The sequence below is a fragment of the Pseudomonas boreofloridensis genome (assembly GCF_030580795.1).
Lineage (GTDB): Bacteria > Pseudomonadota > Gammaproteobacteria > Pseudomonadales > Pseudomonadaceae > Aquipseudomonas > Aquipseudomonas boreofloridensis.
Genome location: NZ_JAUQOQ010000007.1, coordinates 217,734 through 236,766 on the forward strand (window position 1 = coordinate 217,734; position 19,033 = coordinate 236,766).

The 19,033-nt window shown below is 63.1% G+C and carries 16 protein-coding genes and 1 pseudogene; 7 read left to right on the forward strand and 10 right to left on the reverse strand.

Annotation, left to right across the window (positions count from 1 at the left end; translation table 11 throughout):
• Positions 1 to 3 precede the first annotated feature (3 nt).
• From Q6A47_RS11350 to Q6A47_RS11365, 4 genes are all read right to left on the reverse strand, one after another.
• On the reverse strand, positions 4 to 549 hold the full coding sequence (locus tag Q6A47_RS11350; RefSeq protein ID WP_304484395.1) for a DUF2589 domain-containing protein: 546 nt from the start codon (positions 547 to 549) through the stop codon (positions 4 to 6).
• Between the two features lie 99 nt (positions 550 to 648).
• Entirely contained in the window at positions 649 to 1,317 is a 669-nt protein-coding gene (locus Q6A47_RS11355; RefSeq protein ID WP_304484357.1) for a DUF2589 domain-containing protein, read from the reverse strand.
• A 37-nt stretch (positions 1,318 to 1,354) separates the two neighbouring features.
• The gene (locus Q6A47_RS11360) at positions 1,355 to 1,735 is read right to left on the reverse strand and encodes a Mor transcription activator family protein (protein WP_304484358.1); all 381 of its coding nucleotides are present in this window, start codon (positions 1,733 to 1,735) and stop codon (positions 1,355 to 1,357) included.
• A 231-nt stretch (positions 1,736 to 1,966) separates the two neighbouring features.
• On the reverse strand, positions 1,967 to 2,425 hold the full coding sequence (locus Q6A47_RS11365; RefSeq protein WP_304484359.1) for a hypothetical protein: 459 nt from the start codon (positions 2,423 to 2,425) through the stop codon (positions 1,967 to 1,969).
• Positions 2,426 to 2,578: 153 nt separating this feature from the next.
• On the opposite strand from Q6A47_RS11365, the gene Q6A47_RS11370 reads away from it, so the two are divergent.
• Complete coding sequence (locus Q6A47_RS11370; RefSeq protein WP_029614693.1) at positions 2,579 to 2,767, forward strand: hypothetical protein; 189 nt, start codon at positions 2,579 to 2,581, stop codon at positions 2,765 to 2,767.
• Between the two features lie 19 nt (positions 2,768 to 2,786).
• On the opposite strand, the gene Q6A47_RS11375 is transcribed toward Q6A47_RS11370, so the two are convergent.
• A complete protein-coding gene (locus tag Q6A47_RS11375; RefSeq protein WP_240327006.1) occupies positions 2,787 to 3,122 on the reverse strand; it encodes a fe2+ zn2+ uptake regulation protein in 336 nt (111 codons plus the stop codon).
• Positions 3,123 to 3,421: 299 nt separating this feature from the next.
• Here Q6A47_RS11375 and pvdQ point away from each other — a divergent pair, with 299 nt between their 5' ends.
• A complete protein-coding gene (pvdQ, locus tag Q6A47_RS11380) occupies positions 3,422 to 5,701 on the forward strand; it encodes a bifunctional acylase PvdQ (protein ID WP_440137888.1) in 2,280 nt (759 codons plus the stop codon).
• A 44-nt stretch (positions 5,702 to 5,745) separates the two neighbouring features.
• Here the strand turns inward: pvdQ and lpxH are convergent, their stop codons facing one another.
• Together lpxH and Q6A47_RS11390 are read right to left on the reverse strand one after the other, a co-directional pair.
• Positions 5,746 to 6,468, reverse strand: coding sequence for a UDP-2,3-diacylglucosamine diphosphatase (lpxH, locus tag Q6A47_RS11385; RefSeq protein ID WP_039577204.1), 723 nt, complete (start codon positions 6,466 to 6,468; stop codon positions 5,746 to 5,748).
• Positions 6,465 to 6,965 (reverse strand): peptidylprolyl isomerase, encoded by a 501-nt coding sequence (locus tag Q6A47_RS11390; RefSeq protein ID WP_029614696.1) that lies wholly within the window; start codon positions 6,963 to 6,965, stop codon positions 6,465 to 6,467. Before Q6A47_RS11390 ends, lpxH begins: the two co-directional genes overlap by 4 nt.
• A gap of 247 nt (positions 6,966 to 7,212) precedes the next feature.
• Here Q6A47_RS11390 and Q6A47_RS11395 point away from each other — a divergent pair, with 247 nt between their 5' ends.
• Complete coding sequence (locus tag Q6A47_RS11395; RefSeq protein WP_039577206.1) at positions 7,213 to 8,913, forward strand: glutamine--tRNA ligase/YqeY domain fusion protein; 1,701 nt, start codon at positions 7,213 to 7,215, stop codon at positions 8,911 to 8,913.
• Between the two features lie 9 nt (positions 8,914 to 8,922).
• Positions 8,923 to 10,305: a cysteine--tRNA ligase gene (cysS, locus tag Q6A47_RS11400; protein WP_304484361.1), complete on the forward strand. Its 1,383-nt coding sequence runs from the start codon at positions 8,923 to 8,925 to the stop codon at positions 10,303 to 10,305.
• Between the two features lie 92 nt (positions 10,306 to 10,397).
• Here cysS and Q6A47_RS11405 read toward each other — a convergent pair whose 3' ends face one another.
• Entirely contained in the window at positions 10,398 to 11,414 is a 1,017-nt protein-coding gene (locus tag Q6A47_RS11405; RefSeq protein ID WP_029614697.1) for a branched-chain amino acid aminotransferase, read from the reverse strand.
• 113 nt (positions 11,415 to 11,527) lie between these two features.
• Positions 11,528 to 11,623 (reverse strand): annotated as a pseudogene (locus Q6A47_RS11410) (glyoxalase superfamily protein); the annotation flags it as partial.
• An 84-nt stretch (positions 11,624 to 11,707) separates the two neighbouring features.
• Between Q6A47_RS11410 and Q6A47_RS11415 the strand changes: the two are divergent.
• Complete coding sequence (locus Q6A47_RS11415; protein ID WP_304484362.1) at positions 11,708 to 16,081, forward strand: NEL-type E3 ubiquitin ligase domain-containing protein; 4,374 nt, start codon at positions 11,708 to 11,710, stop codon at positions 16,079 to 16,081.
• A 195-nt stretch (positions 16,082 to 16,276) separates the two neighbouring features.
• Positions 16,277 to 17,776 carry a glycine betaine/L-proline transporter ProP gene (gene proP, locus Q6A47_RS11420; protein ID WP_039577216.1) on the forward strand — a complete coding sequence of 500 codons (1,500 nt, stop codon included), beginning with the start codon at positions 16,277 to 16,279 and terminating at the stop codon, positions 17,774 to 17,776.
• A 104-nt stretch (positions 17,777 to 17,880) separates the two neighbouring features.
• Here the strand turns inward: proP and Q6A47_RS11425 are convergent, their stop codons facing one another.
• Positions 17,881 to 18,189 (reverse strand): DUF6124 family protein, encoded by a 309-nt coding sequence (locus Q6A47_RS11425; RefSeq protein ID WP_029614090.1) that lies wholly within the window; start codon positions 18,187 to 18,189, stop codon positions 17,881 to 17,883.
• Between the two features lie 129 nt (positions 18,190 to 18,318).
• Here Q6A47_RS11425 and Q6A47_RS11430 point away from each other — a divergent pair, with 129 nt between their 5' ends.
• The gene (locus tag Q6A47_RS11430; protein ID WP_304484363.1) at positions 18,319 to 18,975 is read left to right on the forward strand and encodes a LexA family protein; all 657 of its coding nucleotides are present in this window, start codon (positions 18,319 to 18,321) and stop codon (positions 18,973 to 18,975) included.
• Positions 18,976 to 19,033 lie beyond the last annotated feature (58 nt).

Here is a 19,033-nt window from a genome sequence, read left to right on the forward strand (position 1 = left end):
CCTTCAACGTACGGTGGCCGCCTCGATGAATTCGTTGCTGTCCGCCTCAGGGCTGGTCGGTGGACGCGGTTTACGCACCGGCTGAATAAGATTGGTGTATTCCTCGATCAGTCGATTGATCGCCTCGGGCGGCTCACAGGCGTGAAACTGCATGCGAATCTGCACTTCGTCGGGGTCGCGCCCTTCGCCGCGACGCGCCTGGGCGCCAACGGTGACCTTGAAGTGCGAGCAGGAGGCGGGGTCGCTGGCTTGGCGCAGAGCCTCCTGACGCGCCTGGGCGTCCTTGATGTGGACCGACAGATCCACCTGCATGCGCTCCAGTGCCAACCCTTTGGGCGACACCAGCGCTATCAGGGGAATGCGCAGTAGGTGGGCGTCGTCCATGGCCACTTCGACCATCTTGGCGCGCATCGGCAAGCCGGGTTGTTCTGGATCGAAATCGAAAAACTGATCGAACAGTCTCAGGTATTGCTGGGCAATCAGCGTGTTGGTTGCAGCGGCCGCTTCCTGAAGGCCGCGGGTCACATCACGCAGGTCGCTGGAGGTCATGGGCGATGGCTGGTGATCGGTTGTGCTGTCCACTCATCGGACTCCTGTCAAAGCACCGCAGGTCTGGGCACCTGCGGCGGTCATGATTGCAAGCAGCCTTCAAGGGGCATTGGCGTCCGGCGCGCCTTGACCAGGCTGGGGCTTGGATCCCGGCGGTGGCGCAACATTGGCGTTAGGCAGTTGATCTGGGTTGTCGACTTTTGCGCCGGGCAGCAGCGACGGTTTGGTGGCCGCATCGGTGAGGAAGTCGATCACCCGCATCATCGCTTCTGGCGGATCCTGGCGGCGGACGCTGGTGCTGAACGCGTAACGGGCGCGCGTGTCGGTCTTGCGCGTCTGCTCCGACTTGTGACTCACGCTGCCTTTGACATCGAGCTTGAATGGCCCCCAACCCAGCGAGGCCTCCAGGCTGCCTTGCATGTCTTTGCTGGAGTGGTCTTCGGCCATCTGGTTGACGGTCATCTCGAATTCGATGCGACCCTCTTCGATGGCGATGTTCGGATGGGTAATGGCGGCCAGCAGCGGCACACTCAAGCTCTTCTTGACGGTGCCTTGGTAGCCGCCATCCTGGCCGACCAAGGTTTCGTCGTAGTCGAACTGGATGGCGACGGCCTTGCCGTCCTTGATGCAGACATTCAACAGAAAGTCGGCGTATGACTTGCTCGCGGTGACTTGGGCTTGAATCATCGCCTGCAGCGGACCGGCGATCATACGGTCCATGGGCAAGGCATTGATGACGGAGCCTATCAGATTGCTATCGATTGACATGGGTGGGCGACCTCATGGGTTGAAGTGAAGGTGTGATTCAGTGGACGTGGTTGTCCTGGCGCCGGATGTTGCCGATCTGACGCAGGCTCAGCCCGTACTTGTCGGCCAGCAGGCTGCGTGACAGGCCGTTGGCGCTCTCTTTCTGGATCTGCAGATTACGCAGCTGACGCTGGAAGTGATCGGCCTTGGGGATCTCCAGCGCGATACCGGCATAGCGTTTGATCAGCGCGTCGAGCGCATCGGCCGGCAGCACGTCGGCCAGTCGTGTGCGATCCCGGTGTTTGGGGATGTATTTCGGGCGTCCGCCGTAGGCACAGGTCAACCGATAGGCGTTTTCAAGCCCGATGCACTCGATCAGTGATTGCAGCGAGTGGGGCAGTTGGGCGACGTCGACGGCGGTCAGGTCTGGCATTTCCATGTGCATTTTCCTTGGGTCCATTGGGCCCGAGCAGTGGTGTCGTGAGGATTTTCAGTCACCCTCGTCAACCATTCCTAGGCGCCAAGCGGCCGGCAGGTTGTAGTTTCAATTGATCGGTACTTGCAGGCATCTAGGTCCGCATGTGTAGGACGTTGCATGCCCTGGGCACTACCGGGTCCGGTTTTGCTGGAATGGGGCTCGGCAAAAGGGTCAATGGGGCAGTGCACCCTGTTAGTCGCAGGGATAGGCCCTGCGAAGCGTGATCAGCTTGAGATAGGCATGCGGCAGGCTGGCGCTGCTCACCGGCAGGGCTCGCCAGTCGACGTCCACGCACAAGGCCTCCAGCGCCTGGCCGCCCCGCTGGCCGACCACTAGCGGTGCGAACCCGCGGCGGTAGCGCACGTGAGTGTCGGCGAACGGTTCGACCTGGTCTGCCCGCGCCAGCGTCAGGCGTGCCATGGCCGGCAACTGCGAAGGACTGACGGTGAAGTGCAGTTGCCCGGGCTGGTTGAGGAAAAAACCGCTGCTGCGTACCCGTTGCCAGAGCATTTGCCATTGGCTTGAACCGCTGTCGGCTTCCAGGAGCGCGCCCAGTTCGAGCAGGCGTTCGCGAGAAACCAGGGCGGTATCGATGGCATGGGCGGGAGGGTGAAAGATCAGCAGAGTGCTGAACAGCAGGATGCGCGTCATGGGGGCTCCAGGGCATGAGGTGGCCGGGGAGTCCATGGTTTCAGTCACGATAGGCGGCGGTCAGCAGGAAATGTCTCGCCTTAGGGGGGGCAGATGTATCATAGGCGCGGCTCCCCAGGAGCCTCTTGTCCCAGATGTCCCAAGGAATTGCCGATGACACATATGCAGCGCTTCAAGTATTCGATTCTCACCATTGCGGTGATGATGGCGACGTTGTTCGGCCTGAGCCACTTGCAGAAGCAGGGTACGATCAGCGAGCAGACGTTCCAGTACCTGGCCATCGGCATCGCCGTGGTGGTGGTGGTGATCAACGGCATCATGCGGCGCAAGGTCAAGACCTGAGCCCGCTAGCCGGTCGCCTTCAGCGTCCGGCGCCTTGTTCGAGCACCGCACGTGCCTCGGGCTGCAGGCTGTAGCACTTGTCCGCGCCGAGGGTGATCACGCCCTCGCTGCACAGCCGCTTGAGCACTTCGCGCACGCTGAGAAACGACAGCGGAATATCCAACTGCTCCAGTTGCGCGTGCACGCCACGCACGCCGATGCTGCGCCCATGACGATCGGCCGCATGCAGGGCGTCGATGACCTTGAGGCGGATCAGGCTGGTGCGCAGGCCGTAGGCGCGCAACAGCTCGCGAATCTGCTCGTTGCCTACGCGCTCCGGTGTATCGGCGCTCGCCTCAGGTGTCGCGCGTTCCATCGGGCGATGTCGCTGCGGCTGTAGTGGCGGGTTGTACATGCGGATGCTCCTTTTCCTGATGGTCCTGAAATCTTGAATGCCTGACTACTAAGACGAACCAGCAAAGCAGATCTGCAACGATCCAGATTAAAAAAATGCCGCAGACCGCATGGCTTTCCGCCACCTTGCCTGCCTTACAAGACGCTTCGAATACCTGTACTGCGTAAAATTTTCATCCAGCGACTCGTCTGATCGGGATGATCCCCATTTTTCCTGGAGTGTCCGTGATCACACTATCGCGTCCCTTGTCGTGCCTGGCGGTGGTCTTGGCCCTGAGCAGTACGGCAGTCGTGGCCCTGGCGCGCGAAGGCGCAGGCGAGGCCTCGGCGCAGATCCGCCGTACCAGCTTCGGCGTACCGCACATCCTGGCCAATGACGAACGCGGCCTGGGCTACGGTATCGGCTATGCCTACGCCCAGGACAACCTGTGCCTGCTGGCCAATGAAGTGCTCACCGTCAATGGTGAGCGCTCGAAGTTCTTCGGTGCCGAAGGCAAGACCGTCGAGCAGCGCGACAATCTCGACAGCGACCTGTTCTTCACCTGGCTCAATGACGGCGATACGGTGAAGGATTTCCTTCAGGCGCAGTCCGGCGCCATCCGCGATCGTCTGCAAGGTTACGCGGCGGGTTACAACCGAGCGCTGGCCGAGCGCCGCCAACAGGGCTTGCCAGTGGAATGCGGGACGGGCGAGTGGCTCAGGCCGATCACCGAGCTGGACTTGGTCAAGTTGACCCGCCGCCTGTTGGCCGAAGGGGGCATCGGTCAGTTCGCCGAAGCCCTGGTGGCAGCGACCCCGCCTTCTGTGTCGCACGTTTCGAGCACGCGCGACTTCGGCTGGGCATTGGCGCGCCAGCAGGCCTTCGCCAGCGAGCGGGGCAGCAACGCCATTGCCATCGGTGCCCAGCGCTCGGCCAACGGTCATGGCTTGCTGCTGGCCAACCCACATTTTCCTTGGGTCGGCGGGCTACGCTTCTACCAGATGCACCTGACCATTCCCGGCCAACTGGACGTCATGGGCGCCGCGCTGCCAGGCTTACCGGTGATCAACATTGGCTTCAACCGGGACGTGGCGTGGACCCACACGGTGGACACCTCGAAGCATTTCACCCTCTACCGGCTGCAACTCGACCCCAAGGATGCCACCCGTTATCAGGTCGATGGCCAGTCGCTACCCCTGCAGCAGCGCACGCTCAAGGTCCTGGTCAAGCGTGCGGATGGGACGCTCGAACCGGTGCAGCGGCAGATCCATGTGTCGCGTTTCGGTCCGGTGGTGCAGTGGCCCGGGCGCCTGGACTGGGATGGGCGTCACGCCTATGTCCTGCGCGATGCCAACCTCGACAACACGCGTGTGCTGGAGCAGTGGTACGGCATCAACAAGGCCAGTGGCATCGATGTCCTGAAGACCTCCGTGGCGTCTGTTCAGGGCATTCCCTGGGTCAATACGCTGGCGGTCGACGGCAGCGGCCGAGCGTTGTACTTGAATCAGTCGGTGGTGCCCTATGTCGATCAGGCGCTGCTGGCCCAGTGCAGCGATGCGGCGCAAGCCGGCCCGCTGGTCGTACTGGACGGTTCGCGTAGCGCGTGCGATTGGAAGATCGACCCGGCCGCTGCCCAGCCGGGCATTTTTCCCGCGCACCTGCAACCGAGTCTGGAGCGCGCTGATTTCGTGCAGAATTCCAACGACTCCGCCTGGCAGGTGAACCCGGCCCAGCCATTGACCGGGTTCTCGCCGCTGATCAGTCGTCAGGACCAGCCGCTGGGTCAGCGCAGCCGATTTGCCCTGGAACGCCTGCAGGGCCGTGGCAAGCTCGATGCGCAGGCGTTGCGTGGCCTGGTTCTCGACGATGAGGTGTACCTGGCCACTCAGGAACTGCCTGCGTTACTGCGCTGGTGCGAAGGCGCGCAAGCCGATGTGCAGGCCGTATGCACGAGTCTTCGAGCGTGGGATGGCAAGGCGAGGGCTGACAGCGGCTTGGGGCTGGTGCATTTCGCCAATATCCTGCAAGCGCTGGCCGACCAGCCGCAGGTCTGGCGCGTCGCGTTCGATCCTGCCGATCCTCAGCACACGCCGCGTGGCCTGGCGGTCGAGCAACTGGCGGTACGCCGGTTGCTGCATGACGCGGCGCTGGCATCGATGACGCAGGTGCACGAACAAGGGCTGGACAATACGCTGCGTTGGGGGCAGGTGCAGCAGGCGGCGGACGGTACACCGGTGCCGGGCGGGCCACAGGCACTGGGGGTGTACAACGCCATGGTCAGTGTGCCGATGGGCCCGGGCAAGCGTCTGGTGGTCAGCGGCACCAGTTACCTGCAGGTCGTCAGCTTCACCGATCAGGGGCCGCAGGCCGAGGGCTTGCTGGTGTTTTCGCAATCGAGCGAGTCGGCGTCAGCGCACGCATTCGATCAGACCCGCGCCTTCGCTGCCGGGCAACTGGCACCGATACCGTTCACCGACGCGCAGATAAAGGCTGATCCGCACTACCGGGAATACCGAGTCGGTGAGCGTGATGAGCCTGTGTCGGAGGCGACAACCCGTTAGACCCAGCCGATGACCCTGAGCAAGCACCTCAGGGTCTTCACGACTCAGGTGAACTCGAACGGCGCCAGTTGCATGCCCTGGTCATCGACCTGCAGCGCCCAGCCGCGGCGATCCCAGTCGCCGAGCACGATGCGCCGGGCAGGCTGCCCGTCGACCAGCAACTTGTGCAGGGCAGGGCGGTGGGTGTGGCCGTGAACCAGGGTGCGCACGCCATGCTCGGCCATCACGCGAGGGACTTCCTCCGGCGTGACGTCGACGATCTCGGTGTTCTTCATGCGCGTCTGCGTCTGGCTCTCGCTGCGCAGCTTGCGTGCCAGCTTCTGGCGCAGGGTCAGTGGCAGGTGCCGCAGCAGCCACAGGCTCAGCGGATTGCGCAGGTAGCGGCGCAACTTCATGTAGCCCACGTCCCGCGTGCACAGCGTATCGCCATGCATCAGCAGCACCGGTTCGCCGTCAAGCTCGACCACGCTCGGGTCGGCCAGCAATGTGCAGCCGGCCGCGCGGCAGAAGGCTTGGCCGATGAGAAAGTCGCGGTTGCCGTGCATGAGGTAGATCGCCGTGCCGCTGTTGGCCAGCGTGCGCAGGGCCTGACAGATCGAAAGCTGGAAGGGCGTCATGGCGTCGTCGCCGATCCAGGCCTCGAAAAAGTCGCCCAGGATGTACAGCGCCTGGGCCTGCCGTGCGCGACCGTCGAGCAGATCGAGAAACGCCCGGGTAATGTCCGGGCGTTCTTCTTGCAGGTGCAGATCGGAGATCAGCAGGATCACTCAACGATCTCGGCTTTCTCGATGATCACGTCCTCGCTCGGGACGTCCTGGTGGCCAGCCTTGGAACCGGTTTTCACGCCTTTGATCGCGTCGACCACTTCGCGGCCCTCGATCACTTCACCGAACACCGCGTAACCCCATCCTTGCACGTTCTTGCCGCTGTGGTTGAGGAAGTCGTTGTCGGATACGTTGATGAAGAACTGCGCGGAAGCCGAATGCGGCTCCATGGTGCGGGCCATGGCGATGCTGTACTTGGTGTTCTTCAGGCCGTTGTCGGCTTCGTTCTGGATCGAAGCACGGGTCGACTTCTGTTTCATGGCCGTGTCGAAACCGCCGCCCTGGATCATGAAGTTGTTGATCACGCGGTGGAAGACGGTGCCGTCGTAGTGACCGTCCTTGACGTACTGAACGAAGTTTTCCGTGGTCTTCGGTGCTTTTTCCGCGTTCAGTTGCAGGACGATGTCGCCGTGGTTGGTGGTCAGTTTGACTTGGGTCATGCTGAAACTCGCTCTTTCAAGGCATTGGGGAATAGGGGTATGCAGCGTGCTTGCACGAACTGACGCGGCACGAAGCTGTGACGGCACAAGGTGTGCAGGGTTCGATCTGGCCGGCGCCGCGCGGGCATCACGATAAATCGCGCCAGTTTGTCCGTGCCCGGCTGTCAGCGGCTTGACTGCTTCGGCTATGATAGGCGTTTTGATTCAATCGGCCTACCCGGACCGGACATCTGCATTCAAGGATCCTATGAGCAAGCCCACCGACAACGCGACCAACGCCGCTGCCAAAGGCGCCCCCGCCGTCCCTGCGAACTTCCTGCGACCGATCGTCCAGGCCGATCTGGATTCGGGCAAGCACAGCAGCATCGTCACCCGCTTCCCGCCGGAGCCCAACGGTTACCTGCACATCGGCCACGCCAAGTCGATCTGCGTCAACTTTGGCCTGGCCCAGGAGTTCGGTGGCGCCTGCCACTTGCGTTTCGACGACACCAACCCGGCCAAGGAAGACCAGGAGTACATCGACGCGATTCAGCGGGACGTCAAGTGGCTGGGCTTCGAGTGGACCGGTCCGGTACGCTTTGCCTCCGATTATTTCGAGCAGTTGCACGACTGGGCGGTCGAGCTGATCAAGCGCGGCAAGGCGTATGTCTGCGACCTCACGCCCGAGCAAGCCAAAGAGTATCGCGGCAACCTCACTGAACCGGGCAAGAACAGCCCGTTCCGCGAGCGCAGCGTGGAAGAGAACCTGGACCTGTTCGCACGCATGAAGGCGGGCGAGTTCAAGGATGGCGAGCGTGTGCTGCGCGCCAAGATCGACATGGCGTCGCCGAACATGAACCTGCGCGACCCGATCCTGTACCGTATCCGTCATGCCCACCACCACCAGACCGGCGACACCTGGTGCATCTACCCCAACTACGACTTCACCCACGGTCAGTCGGATGCCATCGAAGGCATTACTCACTCGATCTGCACCCTCGAATTCGAAGGCCATCGCCCGCTGTACGACTGGTTCCTGGACAACCTGCCGGTGCCGGCGCACCCGCGCCAGTACGAGTTCAGCCGCCTGAATCTGAACTACACCATCACGTCCAAGCGCAAGCTCAAGCAACTGGTGGACGAGCAGCACGTCGACGGCTGGGACGACCCGCGCATGTCCACGCTGTCCGGCTACCGCCGTCGTGGCTACACCCCCGCATCCATTCGCAACTTCTGCGAGATGGTCGGTACCAACCGCTCCGACGGCGTGGTCGACATGTCGATGCTCGAATTCAGCATCCGTGACGACCTTGACCGCGCCGCGCCGCGTGCCATGTGCGTGCTGCGTCCGCTCAAGGTGGTCATCACCAACTACCCCGAGGGCCAGGTCGAGCAACTCGAACTGCCGCGCCATCCCAAGGAAGACATGGGCGTGCGCGTGTTGCCGTTCGCCCGAGAGCTGTACATCGACCGCGACGACTTCATGGAAGCGCCGCCCAAAGGCTACAAGCGCCTGGAACCGGCCGGTGAGGTGCGTCTGCGCGGCAGCTACGTGATCCGCGCCGACGAAGCGATCAAGGACGCCGACGGCAACGTCGTCGAGCTGCGCTGCTCGTACGATCCGGACACCCTGGGCAAGAACCCCGAAGGTCGCAAGGTCAAGGGCGTGATCCACTGGGTGCCGGTCGAAGGCAGCGTGGAGTGCGACGTGCGCCTGTACGACCGCCTGTTCCGCTCGCCCAACCCGGAGAAGACCGAGGAGGGCGGCAGCTTCCTGGACAACATCAATCCGCAATCGCTGCAGGTGCTGACCGGTTGTCGTGCCGAGCCTTCGCTGGGCCACGCCCAGCCTGAAGACCGCTTCCAGTTCGAGCGCGAAGGCTACTTCTGCGCCGATCTGAAAGACAGCCAGCCAGGACGTCCGGTGTTCAACCGCACCGTGACCCTGCGCGATTCGTGGGGCAGCTGAGGAACCTTCGTGCTTACCATCTACAACACCCTGAGCAAGACCAAGGAAGCGTTCAAACCCCTGGACGGCAACAACGTGCGCATGTACGTCTGCGGCATGACCGTGTACGACTACTGCCACCTGGGTCACGGTCGCAGCATGGTGGCCTTCGACCTGATCACCCGCTGGCTGCGCAAGAGCGGTTACGCGCTCACGTACGTGCGCAACATCACCGACATCGACGATAAGATCATCAACCGCGCCAATGAAAACGGCGAGGCGTTCGAGGCGCTGACCGCGCGCATGATCGATGCCATGCACGAAGACGAGCGTCGTCTGAACATCCTGCCGCCGGATCAGGAACCGCGCGCCACCGATCACATCGCCGGCATGCACGCGATGATCCAGACCCTGATCGACAAGGGCTATGCCTACGCACCGGGCAATGGCGACGTGTACTACCGGGTCGGCAAGTTCGTCGGCTACGGCAAGCTGTCGCGGCGCAAGATCGAAGACCTGCGTATCGGCGCCCGCATCGAAGTCGACGAGGCCAAGCAAGACCCGCTGGACTTCGTGCTGTGGAAGGGCGCCAAGCCCGGCGAGCCGAGTTGGGAGTCGCCGTGGGGGGCAGGTCGTCCGGGCTGGCACATCGAGTGCTCGGTGATGTCCACCTGCTGCCTGGGCGAAAGCTTCGACATCCACGGTGGCGGCAGCGACCTGGAGTTCCCGCACCACGAGAACGAGATCGCCCAGAGCGAGGCCGCGACCGGCAAGCCTTATGCGGCCGCGTGGATGCACTGCGGCATGATTCGCATCAATGGCGAGAAGATGTCCAAGTCGTTGAACAACTTCTTCACCATTCGCGACGTCTTGCACAAGTATCACCCGGAAGTGGTCCGCTACCTGCTGGTCGCCAGCCATTACCGCAGCGCCATCAACTACTCCGAAGACAGCCTGCGCGATGCCAAGGGTGCATTGGAGCGCTTCTACCACGCCTTGCGCGGCCTGCCACGGGTCGAGGCCAAGGGGGGCGAAGCCTTCGTCGAACGTTTCGCCGTGGCGATGAACGACGACTTCGGCACCCCCGAAGCCTGCGCCGTGCTGTTCGACCTGGTGCGTGAAATCAACCGTCTGCGCGAAAGCGACCCTGCGGCCGCTGCTGGGCTGGCCGGTCGTCTGCGTGAGCTGGGCGACGTGCTGGGCGTGTTGCAACTGGAGGCCGACGACTTCCTGCGCGCCGGTGCCGAAGGCAAGGTCGATGCTGCCGAGGTCGAAGCGTTGATCCAGGCGCGCCTGCAGGCGCGCACGGACAAGAACTGGGGCGAGTCGGACCGCATTCGCGACCAGCTCACCGCCATGGGCGTGGTCCTGGAAGACAGCAAGGGCACCACCACCTGGCGCCTGGCCGACTGAGTCGCGCTGCGGGCGTTTAGCCTGCGACCGATGTAAAAAAAACGGGGCGTCCCAGCCAATGGGACGCCCCGTTTTCATTGCGCCGCCGAGTGTCAGGCGACCTTGACGATCCAGCCTGCCGGCGCTTCCACGTCACCGCTCTGGATGCCGGTCAGCTCGTGGTACAGCTTCTGGGTGACCGGGCCGACCTTCTCCAGGTCGTGGAAGACGTGCAGCTTGCCGTTGTACTCGATACCGCCGATCGGCGTGATGACCGCCGCCGTGCCGCAGGCACCGGCTTCGATGAAGCGATCGAGCTTGGCGATTTCCACGTCGCCTTCGACGACAGTCAGGCCCAGGCGCGATTGCGCCAACTCCATCAACGACAGGCGGGTGATGCCCGGCAGCACCGAGGCGGATTTGGGCGTGACGAATTCGTTGTTGGCGGTGATGCCGAAGAAGTTCGCCGAGCCGACTTCTTCGATCTTGCTGTGGGTCAACGGGTCCAGGTAGATGGCGTCGGCGAAGTTGGCCTTCTTGGCCTCGGCACCTGGCTGCAGGCTGGCCGCGTAGTTGCCGCCGACCTTGGCCGCACCGGTGCCTTGCGGGGCCGCGCGGTCGAAGCTGGAGATCTGGAAGTTGTGCGGCTTCATGCCACCTTTGAAGTAGGAGCCAACCGGGATGGCGAACACCGAGAAGATGAACTCCGGCGCGGTGCGCACGCCAATGTTGTCACCGGTGCCGATCACGAACGGGCGCAGGTACAGCGCACCTTTGCCGTGCGGCGGGATGAATTTCTCGTTGGCCTTGACCACCTGCTTGCAGGCTTCGATGAACATGTCGGTGGGCACGTGCGGCATCAGCAGACGGGCGCAGCTGCGCTGCATGCGAGCGGCGTTCTGGTCGGGACGGAACAGGTTGATCGAGCCGTCCTTGCAGCGGTAGGCCTTCAACCCCTCGAAGCACTGCTGGCCGTAGTGCAGGGCCGTCGAGCCTTCGCTGATGTGCAGCACGTTGTCTTCGGTCAGGGTGCCGTTGTCCCACTTGCCGTCGCGCCACACGGACAGGAAGCGCTTGTCGGTCTTGATGTAGTCGAAGCCCAGCTTGTCCCAGTTGATCTCGTTGCTCATGACACCCTCTATCGTCTTGCAATGGCCCGATCGGTCGGGCTGCTTCTGAATGCGCACCTCGCCACGATAATACATCCGCGAGGGATGGGAAACGTTCAGTCACCAATTGCGCTTTACGGCTGCTCGTCGATCTGCTCGCAGAACCGCAGGCGGTTGCCGAACGGGTCATGGATCTGCATCTGCAGGCCCCAGTCCACACGCTCGGCTTCACGTTAGATTGGCTCGCGACCAGCCATGCAGCCAGGCCGCGAGCTCGACATAAGTACCACCGGCTGCTGAACGGAGCTGGCTCCATGCACGTTTATCCCGCAATGGAGCTGGCCATGGCTTTCGATACCCTTTCCGACGACTCGGTCGACACGCTCATCGCCGAGCGTCTACCCACCTGGCTCAAGGGCGCGACCCCCGAGCACTTGCCGGCCGTGCATCAGGCATTGGTTGCCCAACAGCGTGCCCAACACGCGGTACAGACATTACTCGCGCAGATCCAACCGCTGGATCAATTCGCCGCGCCTCTGCTCAGCGAAGCCCTGGAAACACTGCTGCAACAGCCGCTCGACGTACGAGGCAGCGTATTGCGTCGGCAGGTGTTGATCCGCAGTCCTTCCGGGGTCGGCTGGGTGCCGGACGGCATCGTGCCGCGCATTTTCACCCAAAGCCTGTTGGCCTGTGCGTTGCACAATTTCGAGCGTGAAGAAACCGCCAAGGCGGCGTGGCGGGACAGCTCGGTGCTGCTCGACGCCCAAGGCAACGCCATCGCCTTGCAGCCTCGCGCGTTCGCCGGCGTCTGTCGAACGCTGGATCTGGGCGGGCGCTACCAGCAGTACCTGAAAACGGTGCTCATGGAAGACGACGCTCGGCGGCGAGCCAGCGAGGCCGTTCTGGAAACCGGATGGCGTACTGGCCTGGAGGCGGCACTGTGGGTGGCCCGACTCAAGGGCGACATCGATGAATCGGTCCACACCGAGGTGCAGCAGGCGCTCGCCGACTCAACGCCGAGCCCGATCACGGCCATGGATATCCGTGTGCTGGGCCATCGGTTGCAGGGCGTCGTGGTGTTCCAGAGGCACCGTGCTTCGGGCACGACGGATCCTGGACTGATCGCCTGGATCCCCGACGATCCGCTGGGGCCACTGAGCACGCATGCCTCTTGGGATGCACTGTTCATGACCTTGGGCCAGCGTTTGCGCGAAGTCGGTTATCAGCGCTTCTTCCAACGCTTCGTCAGCGAACAGGACCGCGTGCCGTTCGCCCGGACCTTGGCCCGAGTCATCGAAGGTGTCGCGGCACAGGATGCGTTGCCGCTCGACGGGCGAAGCGAACCGGTGACCGGTGCGCTGTGCGCACACCTGCGCCGGGTACAGGTCGACACGCTTTTGGCTGACGCACAGGTGCTGGCCGTGCCCACCAGTGTGGTCGATTGCGCCGAGCGTGACCGGCGTCTGCGCTGGCTGAAGGGGCTGGGCCTGGACCTGCTGGGACTGGCCAGCTTCTATGTGCCCCAGTTGGGCTTGCCGCTGCTGGCCATCGCTGCCGCGCAACTGGTCGACGAGGTCTTCGAGGGCTATCGCGACTGGGAATTGGGCGACCGCGAGGCCGCCTTGGGGCATGTGCTGGGTGTGGCGCTGAACGTCACCGGGCTGGCGCTCGGCGCGGGTGTCGAAGCCGCCGTGAGCGGATTCGCCCGCAGCCGCCTGGTCGATGATCTGGCACCGACCCGGGCATCCGACGGCCAGTGGCGATTGATCGATCCGCGTCTGCCGGGCTATGCCGTGTCCGAACACCCCCTCGCGCACGGCCAGCGCAGCCTGGTCGAGGGGGTCGGTCATGTGGGCATCGAAGGCCAGACCTATAAGCTGCAAGGGGGCGTCGGAGCGGGTGTGCTGGTCCACCCTCAACGACCTGAGGCTGCGCTGATCAGGCTGGAGGACAACGCCGATGGCGGATTGCGCCATGCCCTGGAGCCGGTGGCCCATTGGTCGGGATCCGGTCGACTGCTGCGTCGTCTGGGCGCCGGCTTCAGCCAGGTCAGCGACGAAACGGCCGACGCGCTGTTGCGCAGCCTTGGGATGAGCGCAGCGCAGGTGCGGCGCTTGCACCTGGAAAACGCACCGGCCCCGGCGCGGCTCTACGATGCGGCCCAACGCTACCGCCTGCATCAGTGGTATCCGAAACTGCGCGACGAGGGTTTCGAGGCCCATTTCCGGCAGACCCAGGCCACCGCGCCCCGCGCTGCGCAGCCATTGCAGCGGGACTTTCCGACGCTGTCCAGTCGAGCGGCGAGCGCGATCCTGGCCGAGGCGACGGGCGAGCAGGTGGACATTCTGCTTGAACAGGGGCGGGTCCCGCTTGCGCTGGCCGAAATGGCTCGCGGAAACCTGCGCGACAGTCGGCTGGACAGGGCGTGCGCGGGTTTCGAGCAGGGCGCTGCGGTGAATGCGGACACCGAGCGACTGGCGTTGGGCCTTATCGGCCAGTGGTCCAACTGGCCGAGCGGGGTACGGGTGGAGGTACGCGAGACTCACGCCGCAGGCCTACTGCGCGCGCAGACAAGCCAGGGTCCAGTTGTCCAGACGCGACAGTTATGGCGAGAGCGAGAAGGCTATCTGGCGGTAGGCCAGGGCGGGATTCCAGTGCCAGGTACCCAGGCCAGCGACGATCTGTTTCAGGCGCTGTTGTGGTTGATGGACACACAACAGCGTTCCTCATTGGGGCTTGCGGATGAATCCGGCGCCGAACTGGCCAATGCCTTGGCCGATCGCGCCTGCGCCGACCGCGATCAGGCGGCTGCCCTGATCGGTTTACAGCCTGTGGGCCCTGGTATGCGTGCGCCTTGGCGGCTGGGCGACGGTCGCCTGGGCTACCCGTTGAGTGGGCGGCCACACCACTCGCGCGGCGCGTTGATACGAGGCTATCAGCAGATCTTCCCGACCCTCAGCGACGTTCAGGTGGAAGCGTATCTGGACGGCGTACGTCAGCGTGGCGAGCGGCCTTGGCAGCACCTGAGAGGGTTGAGCGAGCAACTCGATCAGCTCACCGAACACCTGGCCGCATGGCGCCGTGAGGCCGCTCAACCAGCACTGGTCGAGCGCCGGCGCCTGGCTGCACGGCGCATTCGCCATTGCTGGCGGCGCAAGCGTGCGGATGCTGACGGCGAGTATCGTCTGGTCATCGATAGCGAGCGGCTCGACAGTTTGCCGGTGCTTGCGGCAGGGATCAGCTTCGAGCATGTCAGCGCATTGACCTTGCGCCGTCTGCACCTGAGCAGCGTGCCCGCCGACTTCCTGCCGCGATTCGTCAATCTGCGCAGGTTGGACCTGGGCCACAACCTGCTGGTGTGCATTCCTGAGGGGATAGAGTCGCTGACCCAGCTCACCCGGTTGAACCTGGTAAGCAACCACATCGTGCTCGACGAACCTGGCATGGCTCGACTCAGTCGTTTGACTCGACTGCGCGAACTGGACATGGCGCACAATCCCCTGACACGAGTGCCACCGATCGCCTGCATGCCCGACCTGCGGCGCTTGTCATTGCGCGACACCGGCCTCACCGAGTTGCCCGTGCAGGCCTACATGCATTGGTCGTTGGAAGACATCGACCTGCGTGACAATCGCCTCGACGAGCTGAGCCCGACGCTGATGCATTCCCGGCGGCGCCTGGCGCATCTGAGCCTGCATGACAATCCGCTGCCCGAAGCGACGCAAACGGCGGCGCGGGCTGCCTTGAGTCCTGAAGCGCATGGGGTGTTACCGACACGTCGTCACGGCGCCGGTGGGCAGGACTCGCTCGAGCGCTGGTTGGACGGCGCCACTGACGCCGAGCGCAAGCTGCGCACGGAACACTGGTCGGCACTGGCACAGGCGTCCGGCAGTGGCGATCTGATGCGCTTTCTAGAAGACCTGGGCCGCTCGCAAGACTACGATTTTCAAGGTATGGACCTGCGTCGACGGGTGTGGCAAATGATTGCCGTCTGCGCAGAGGACGCTGAGGTGCGCGAGGCCGTGTTCCAGCAAGCCGCAGGGTCGCGTACCTGTTCTGACCAGATGCTGCTGATCCTCAGCCTGCTCGAAGTGCGGGTATTGGTCACGGTGCGCACTGCCGGCCTGGACGTTGCCGGGCAGGCTGGCGCGCTGGTGCAGTTGGGTCGTGAGTTGTATCGCCTGGATGAGGTAGACCGTGTGGCCAGCGAGCACATCGCTTCGGCGCGCGCGCGCGACCCCTACGGTTTCCACGACGAGGTCGAGACTTACCTGGCCTACCGCGCCGGGCTGGTTGGCCCACTGGGCCTGCCAGCGCAGTCGCGCTACATGCATCACCGGCTGTTTTCAGGCGTGAGCGACACGCATCTGCGACAAGCGATGCAGACGATTCTGACGACCGAGAGCGAAGCGCGAATCGCCGACTCGCTGTCGGACAGACCGTTCTGGCAGGCGTTCCTGCACGAAAGCGAACCGCAACTGTTCGATGCATTGAACGCGCCTTATCACGAGCGCCTGGAGATACTGATGGAGCAGGCCGGAGAGTCACCCGAGCAGACCACCCTCGCAGCCATCGATGCGCTGGCCGAAGCCCGCGCGCAGGGCGAGCGATCGATGATCCTGGCGCAAACCCTGCGCTTGCTGCAGTTGCATCCCTGGAAAACGGTGACGTCTTCCACCAATGGCTGAAACCCTTCTGCTTAAGCGCATGGCGAGGACAAAAATTCATCAAGCGTGGAATTATTTAGTGTCCATTTGTATCTGACCCCATAGGGCCCGTTGCCATCATCTTCATGGGTACCGGGCCGAATCACCGTTCGCCCGCCCGATCTGCCCCCTGGGACAGCGGATTGTCATGACAGGTCAGCTACAGAGTATTCGCTTATGAAATCACGCAAGAGAGTCAAGCCCATCGGCTTGAAGGACATCACCATCGTCGACGACGCCAAGATGCGCAAGGCCATTACCGCTGCGGCGCTGGGCAATGCCATGGAGTGGTTCGACTTCGGTGTCTACGGCTTCGTCGCCTATGCGCTGGGTAAGGTGTTCTTCCCCAATGCCTCGCCGAGCGTGCAGATGATCGCTGCCCTGGCGACCTTCTCGGTACCGTTCCTGATCCGCCCGCTGGGTGGGTTGTTCTTCGGTGCGCTGGGTGACCGCTATGGCCGTCAGAAAGTCTTGGCGGCGACCATCGTCATCATGTCGCTGAGCACCTTCGCCATTGGCCTCATACCGTCCTATGCCTCCATTGGCATCTGGGCGCCGATACTCCTGTTGCTGGCGAAGATGGCCCAGGGTTTTTCCGTGGGGGGCGAGTACACCGGTGCCTCGATCTTCGTCGCCGAGTATGCGCCGGACCGCAAGCGCGGATTCCTCGGCAGTTGGCTGGACTTCGGCTCGATTGCCGGCTTCGTGCTCGGCGCCGGCATGGTGGTGATGATCTCCGCCATCGTCGGCGAGGAGAAATTCCTCGACTGGGGCTGGCGCCTGCCGTTCCTGGTGGCCTTGCCGCTGGGCATCATCGGCCTCTACCTGCGCCATGCGCTGGAAGAAACCCCAGCGTTTCAGCAGCACGTCGACAAGCTCGAGCAGGGTGACCGCGAAGGCCTGGCCGGTGGTCCCAAGGTTTCGTTCAAGGAGGTGGCCACCAAGCACTGGCGCAGCCTGCTGACCTGCATCGGTGTGGTGATCGCGACCAACGTCACCTACTACATGCTGCTCACCTACATGCCCAGCTATCTGTCGCACAACCTGCACTACAGCGAAGACCATGGGGTGTTGATCATCATCGCGATCATGGTGGGCATGCTGTTCGTGCAGCCGGTGATCGGTTTCCTCAGCGACAAGGTCGGTCGCCGGCCCTTCATCCTGGTGGGCAGCATCGGCCTGTTCGTGCTGGCCATCCCGGCGTTCGCGCTGATCAACAGCGGCAGTCTGGGTGTGATCTTCGCCGGTCTGTTGATGTTGGCGATCCTGCTCAACTTCTTCATTGGCGTGATGGCATCGACGCTTCCAGCGATGTTCCCGACGCACATCCGCTACAGCGCCCTGGCCAGTGCCTTCAACATCTCCGTGCTGATCGCCGGCCTGACGCCGACCATTGCGGCCTGGTTGGTGGAAACCACCGACAACCTATACATGCCGGCGTACTACCTGATGGTGATCGCCGTGATTGGCCTGATCACCGGCCTGACCATGAAGGAAACCGCCAACAAGCCGCTGCGCGGCGCTGCACCTGCCGCTTCGGATCTGGAAGAGGCCAAGGAGCTGTTGCAGGAGCACCACGACACCATCGAGCAGAAGATCGAGGACATCGACGAGCAGATCGCCGAGCTCGAGAACAAGCGCAAGCTGCTGGTGCAGCAGCATCCGCGTATCGATTGAGTGACGTGTTCAAGGAGCAGACAGTGCCTGCTCCTCAAGAAAATCCCGGTTTCCGAGGCGATCCTGCAAGGCGCTGAGGATCCGGGATTTTTTTCGCCTGTCACCTACGTGATCGATGAGCCTTGACGCTGTTCCAGCAGCGCCCGGGCCATGTTCAGCATGTGCATCAGGGCGAACAACACCTCTCGGGTGGTGCCCTGCTGGTGATTGCCGGTTTCTTGGGCGGTGGCGGCAGCGCAGCGCAACAGGGCCATGGCATGGGCACTGGCCTGCTCGGACGACACGTCTTCGCGCACGGTCCAGGGCAGCACGTCGATGCTGGCGTGGGGCGGGGTAGGGTTGAGGTAGTAGTCGAGAGCGCGGCGTGCCGCTTCGCCGTCCAAATCCTTTTCTGGATGTGTCATTGGTTTCATCCTGTTACCTATGAGAGCTGTAGGGAAATCAGTCATTCACGATATTAGTACTTAACGTATTTTTTATCGATCAATTAATAATACAATATGTGTATTGAGCGCTGACGGGCAGTCCGTATCGTGCGGGCGATGGAAAAATGGATCGCGCTGGTCAAGCAAAGGATGCGGGAGCTGGGGCTTTCGCAAGAGCAACTCGCCGAACGCGTTGGGGTCACCCAAGGTGGCGTCGGTCATTGGCTGCGCGGTACGCGTCAGCCGAAAGTGGCCATGATGAATGATGTGCTGCAGGCATTGGGCCTGACGCATCTTCACGTGTCGCTGCGCATGGAGCGCATCGATCAGTTGGCCGAGCGAAGCGGCCGTTATCCCGGCAACGCGCCGGACGACGAAGATCTCCTGCAGTACATCATGTGCTTCCGCTATCCGGTACTGGCCTGGGCCGAACTGGACGGGCCTTTGCCGCAGGATTGCATCGTCCACGAGCAGACCGATTATTGCGCGCAGGGCAAGGCGTTCTGGCTCCCGGTGGAAAGCGATGCGATGAGCGCGCCCACCGGTCCCAGTGTGCCCGAGCGTATGCTGGTGCTGGTCGATCCCGGCGTGCAGGCCGCACCGGGCAAGCTGGTGATCGCCCGACAGAACGGCACATCGGCGGTGTTCCGGCAGTTGCTCGAGGACGGTGGCCAGCGCTACCTCAGCCCACTGAATCCGACTTACCCCAAGCTGTTGTGCGGTGAAGACTTGCAGGTGTTGGGTGTGGTGGTGCGTTCGCACGGGCGGCACTGAGGCCGCCCGTCAGTTGGGCGGTTGCCTACACGGTCATCAGGCGTCTCCTAACATGACC

What these genes read in the sequence shown, in the direction of transcription:
- Q6A47_RS11350 (WP_304484395.1), bottom strand. Translation starts at nt 549, where the DNA reads ATGACCTCCAGCGACCTGCGTGATGTGACCCGCGGCCTTCAGGAAGCG.
- Q6A47_RS11355 (WP_304484357.1), bottom strand. Translation starts at nt 1,317, where the DNA reads ATGTCAATCGATAGCAATCTGATAGGCTCCGTCATCAATGCCTTGCCC.
- Q6A47_RS11360 (WP_304484358.1), bottom strand. Translation starts at nt 1,735, where the DNA reads ATGGAAATGCCAGACCTGACCGCCGTCGACGTCGCCCAACTGCCCCAC.
- Q6A47_RS11365 (WP_304484359.1), bottom strand. Translation starts at nt 2,425, where the DNA reads ATGACGCGCATCCTGCTGTTCAGCACTCTGCTGATCTTTCACCCTCCC.
- Q6A47_RS11370 (WP_029614693.1), top strand. Translation starts at nt 2,579, where the DNA reads ATGACACATATGCAGCGCTTCAAGTATTCGATTCTCACCATTGCGGTG.
- Q6A47_RS11375 (WP_240327006.1), bottom strand. Translation starts at nt 3,122, where the DNA reads ATGGAACGCGCGACACCTGAGGCGAGCGCCGATACACCGGAGCGCGTA.
- Q6A47_RS11390 (WP_029614696.1), bottom strand. Translation starts at nt 6,965, where the DNA reads ATGACCCAAGTCAAACTGACCACCAACCACGGCGACATCGTCCTGCAA.
- Q6A47_RS11395 (WP_039577206.1), top strand. Translation starts at nt 7,213, where the DNA reads ATGAGCAAGCCCACCGACAACGCGACCAACGCCGCTGCCAAAGGCGCC.
- Q6A47_RS11405 (WP_029614697.1), bottom strand. Translation starts at nt 11,414, where the DNA reads ATGAGCAACGAGATCAACTGGGACAAGCTGGGCTTCGACTACATCAAG.
- Q6A47_RS11415 (WP_304484362.1), top strand. Translation starts at nt 11,708, where the DNA reads ATGCACGTTTATCCCGCAATGGAGCTGGCCATGGCTTTCGATACCCTT.
- proP (WP_039577216.1), top strand. Translation starts at nt 16,277, where the DNA reads ATGAAATCACGCAAGAGAGTCAAGCCCATCGGCTTGAAGGACATCACC.
- Q6A47_RS11425 (WP_029614090.1), bottom strand. Translation starts at nt 18,189, where the DNA reads ATGAAACCAATGACACATCCAGAAAAGGATTTGGACGGCGAAGCGGCA.
- Q6A47_RS11430 (WP_304484363.1), top strand. Translation starts at nt 18,319, where the DNA reads ATGGAAAAATGGATCGCGCTGGTCAAGCAAAGGATGCGGGAGCTGGGG.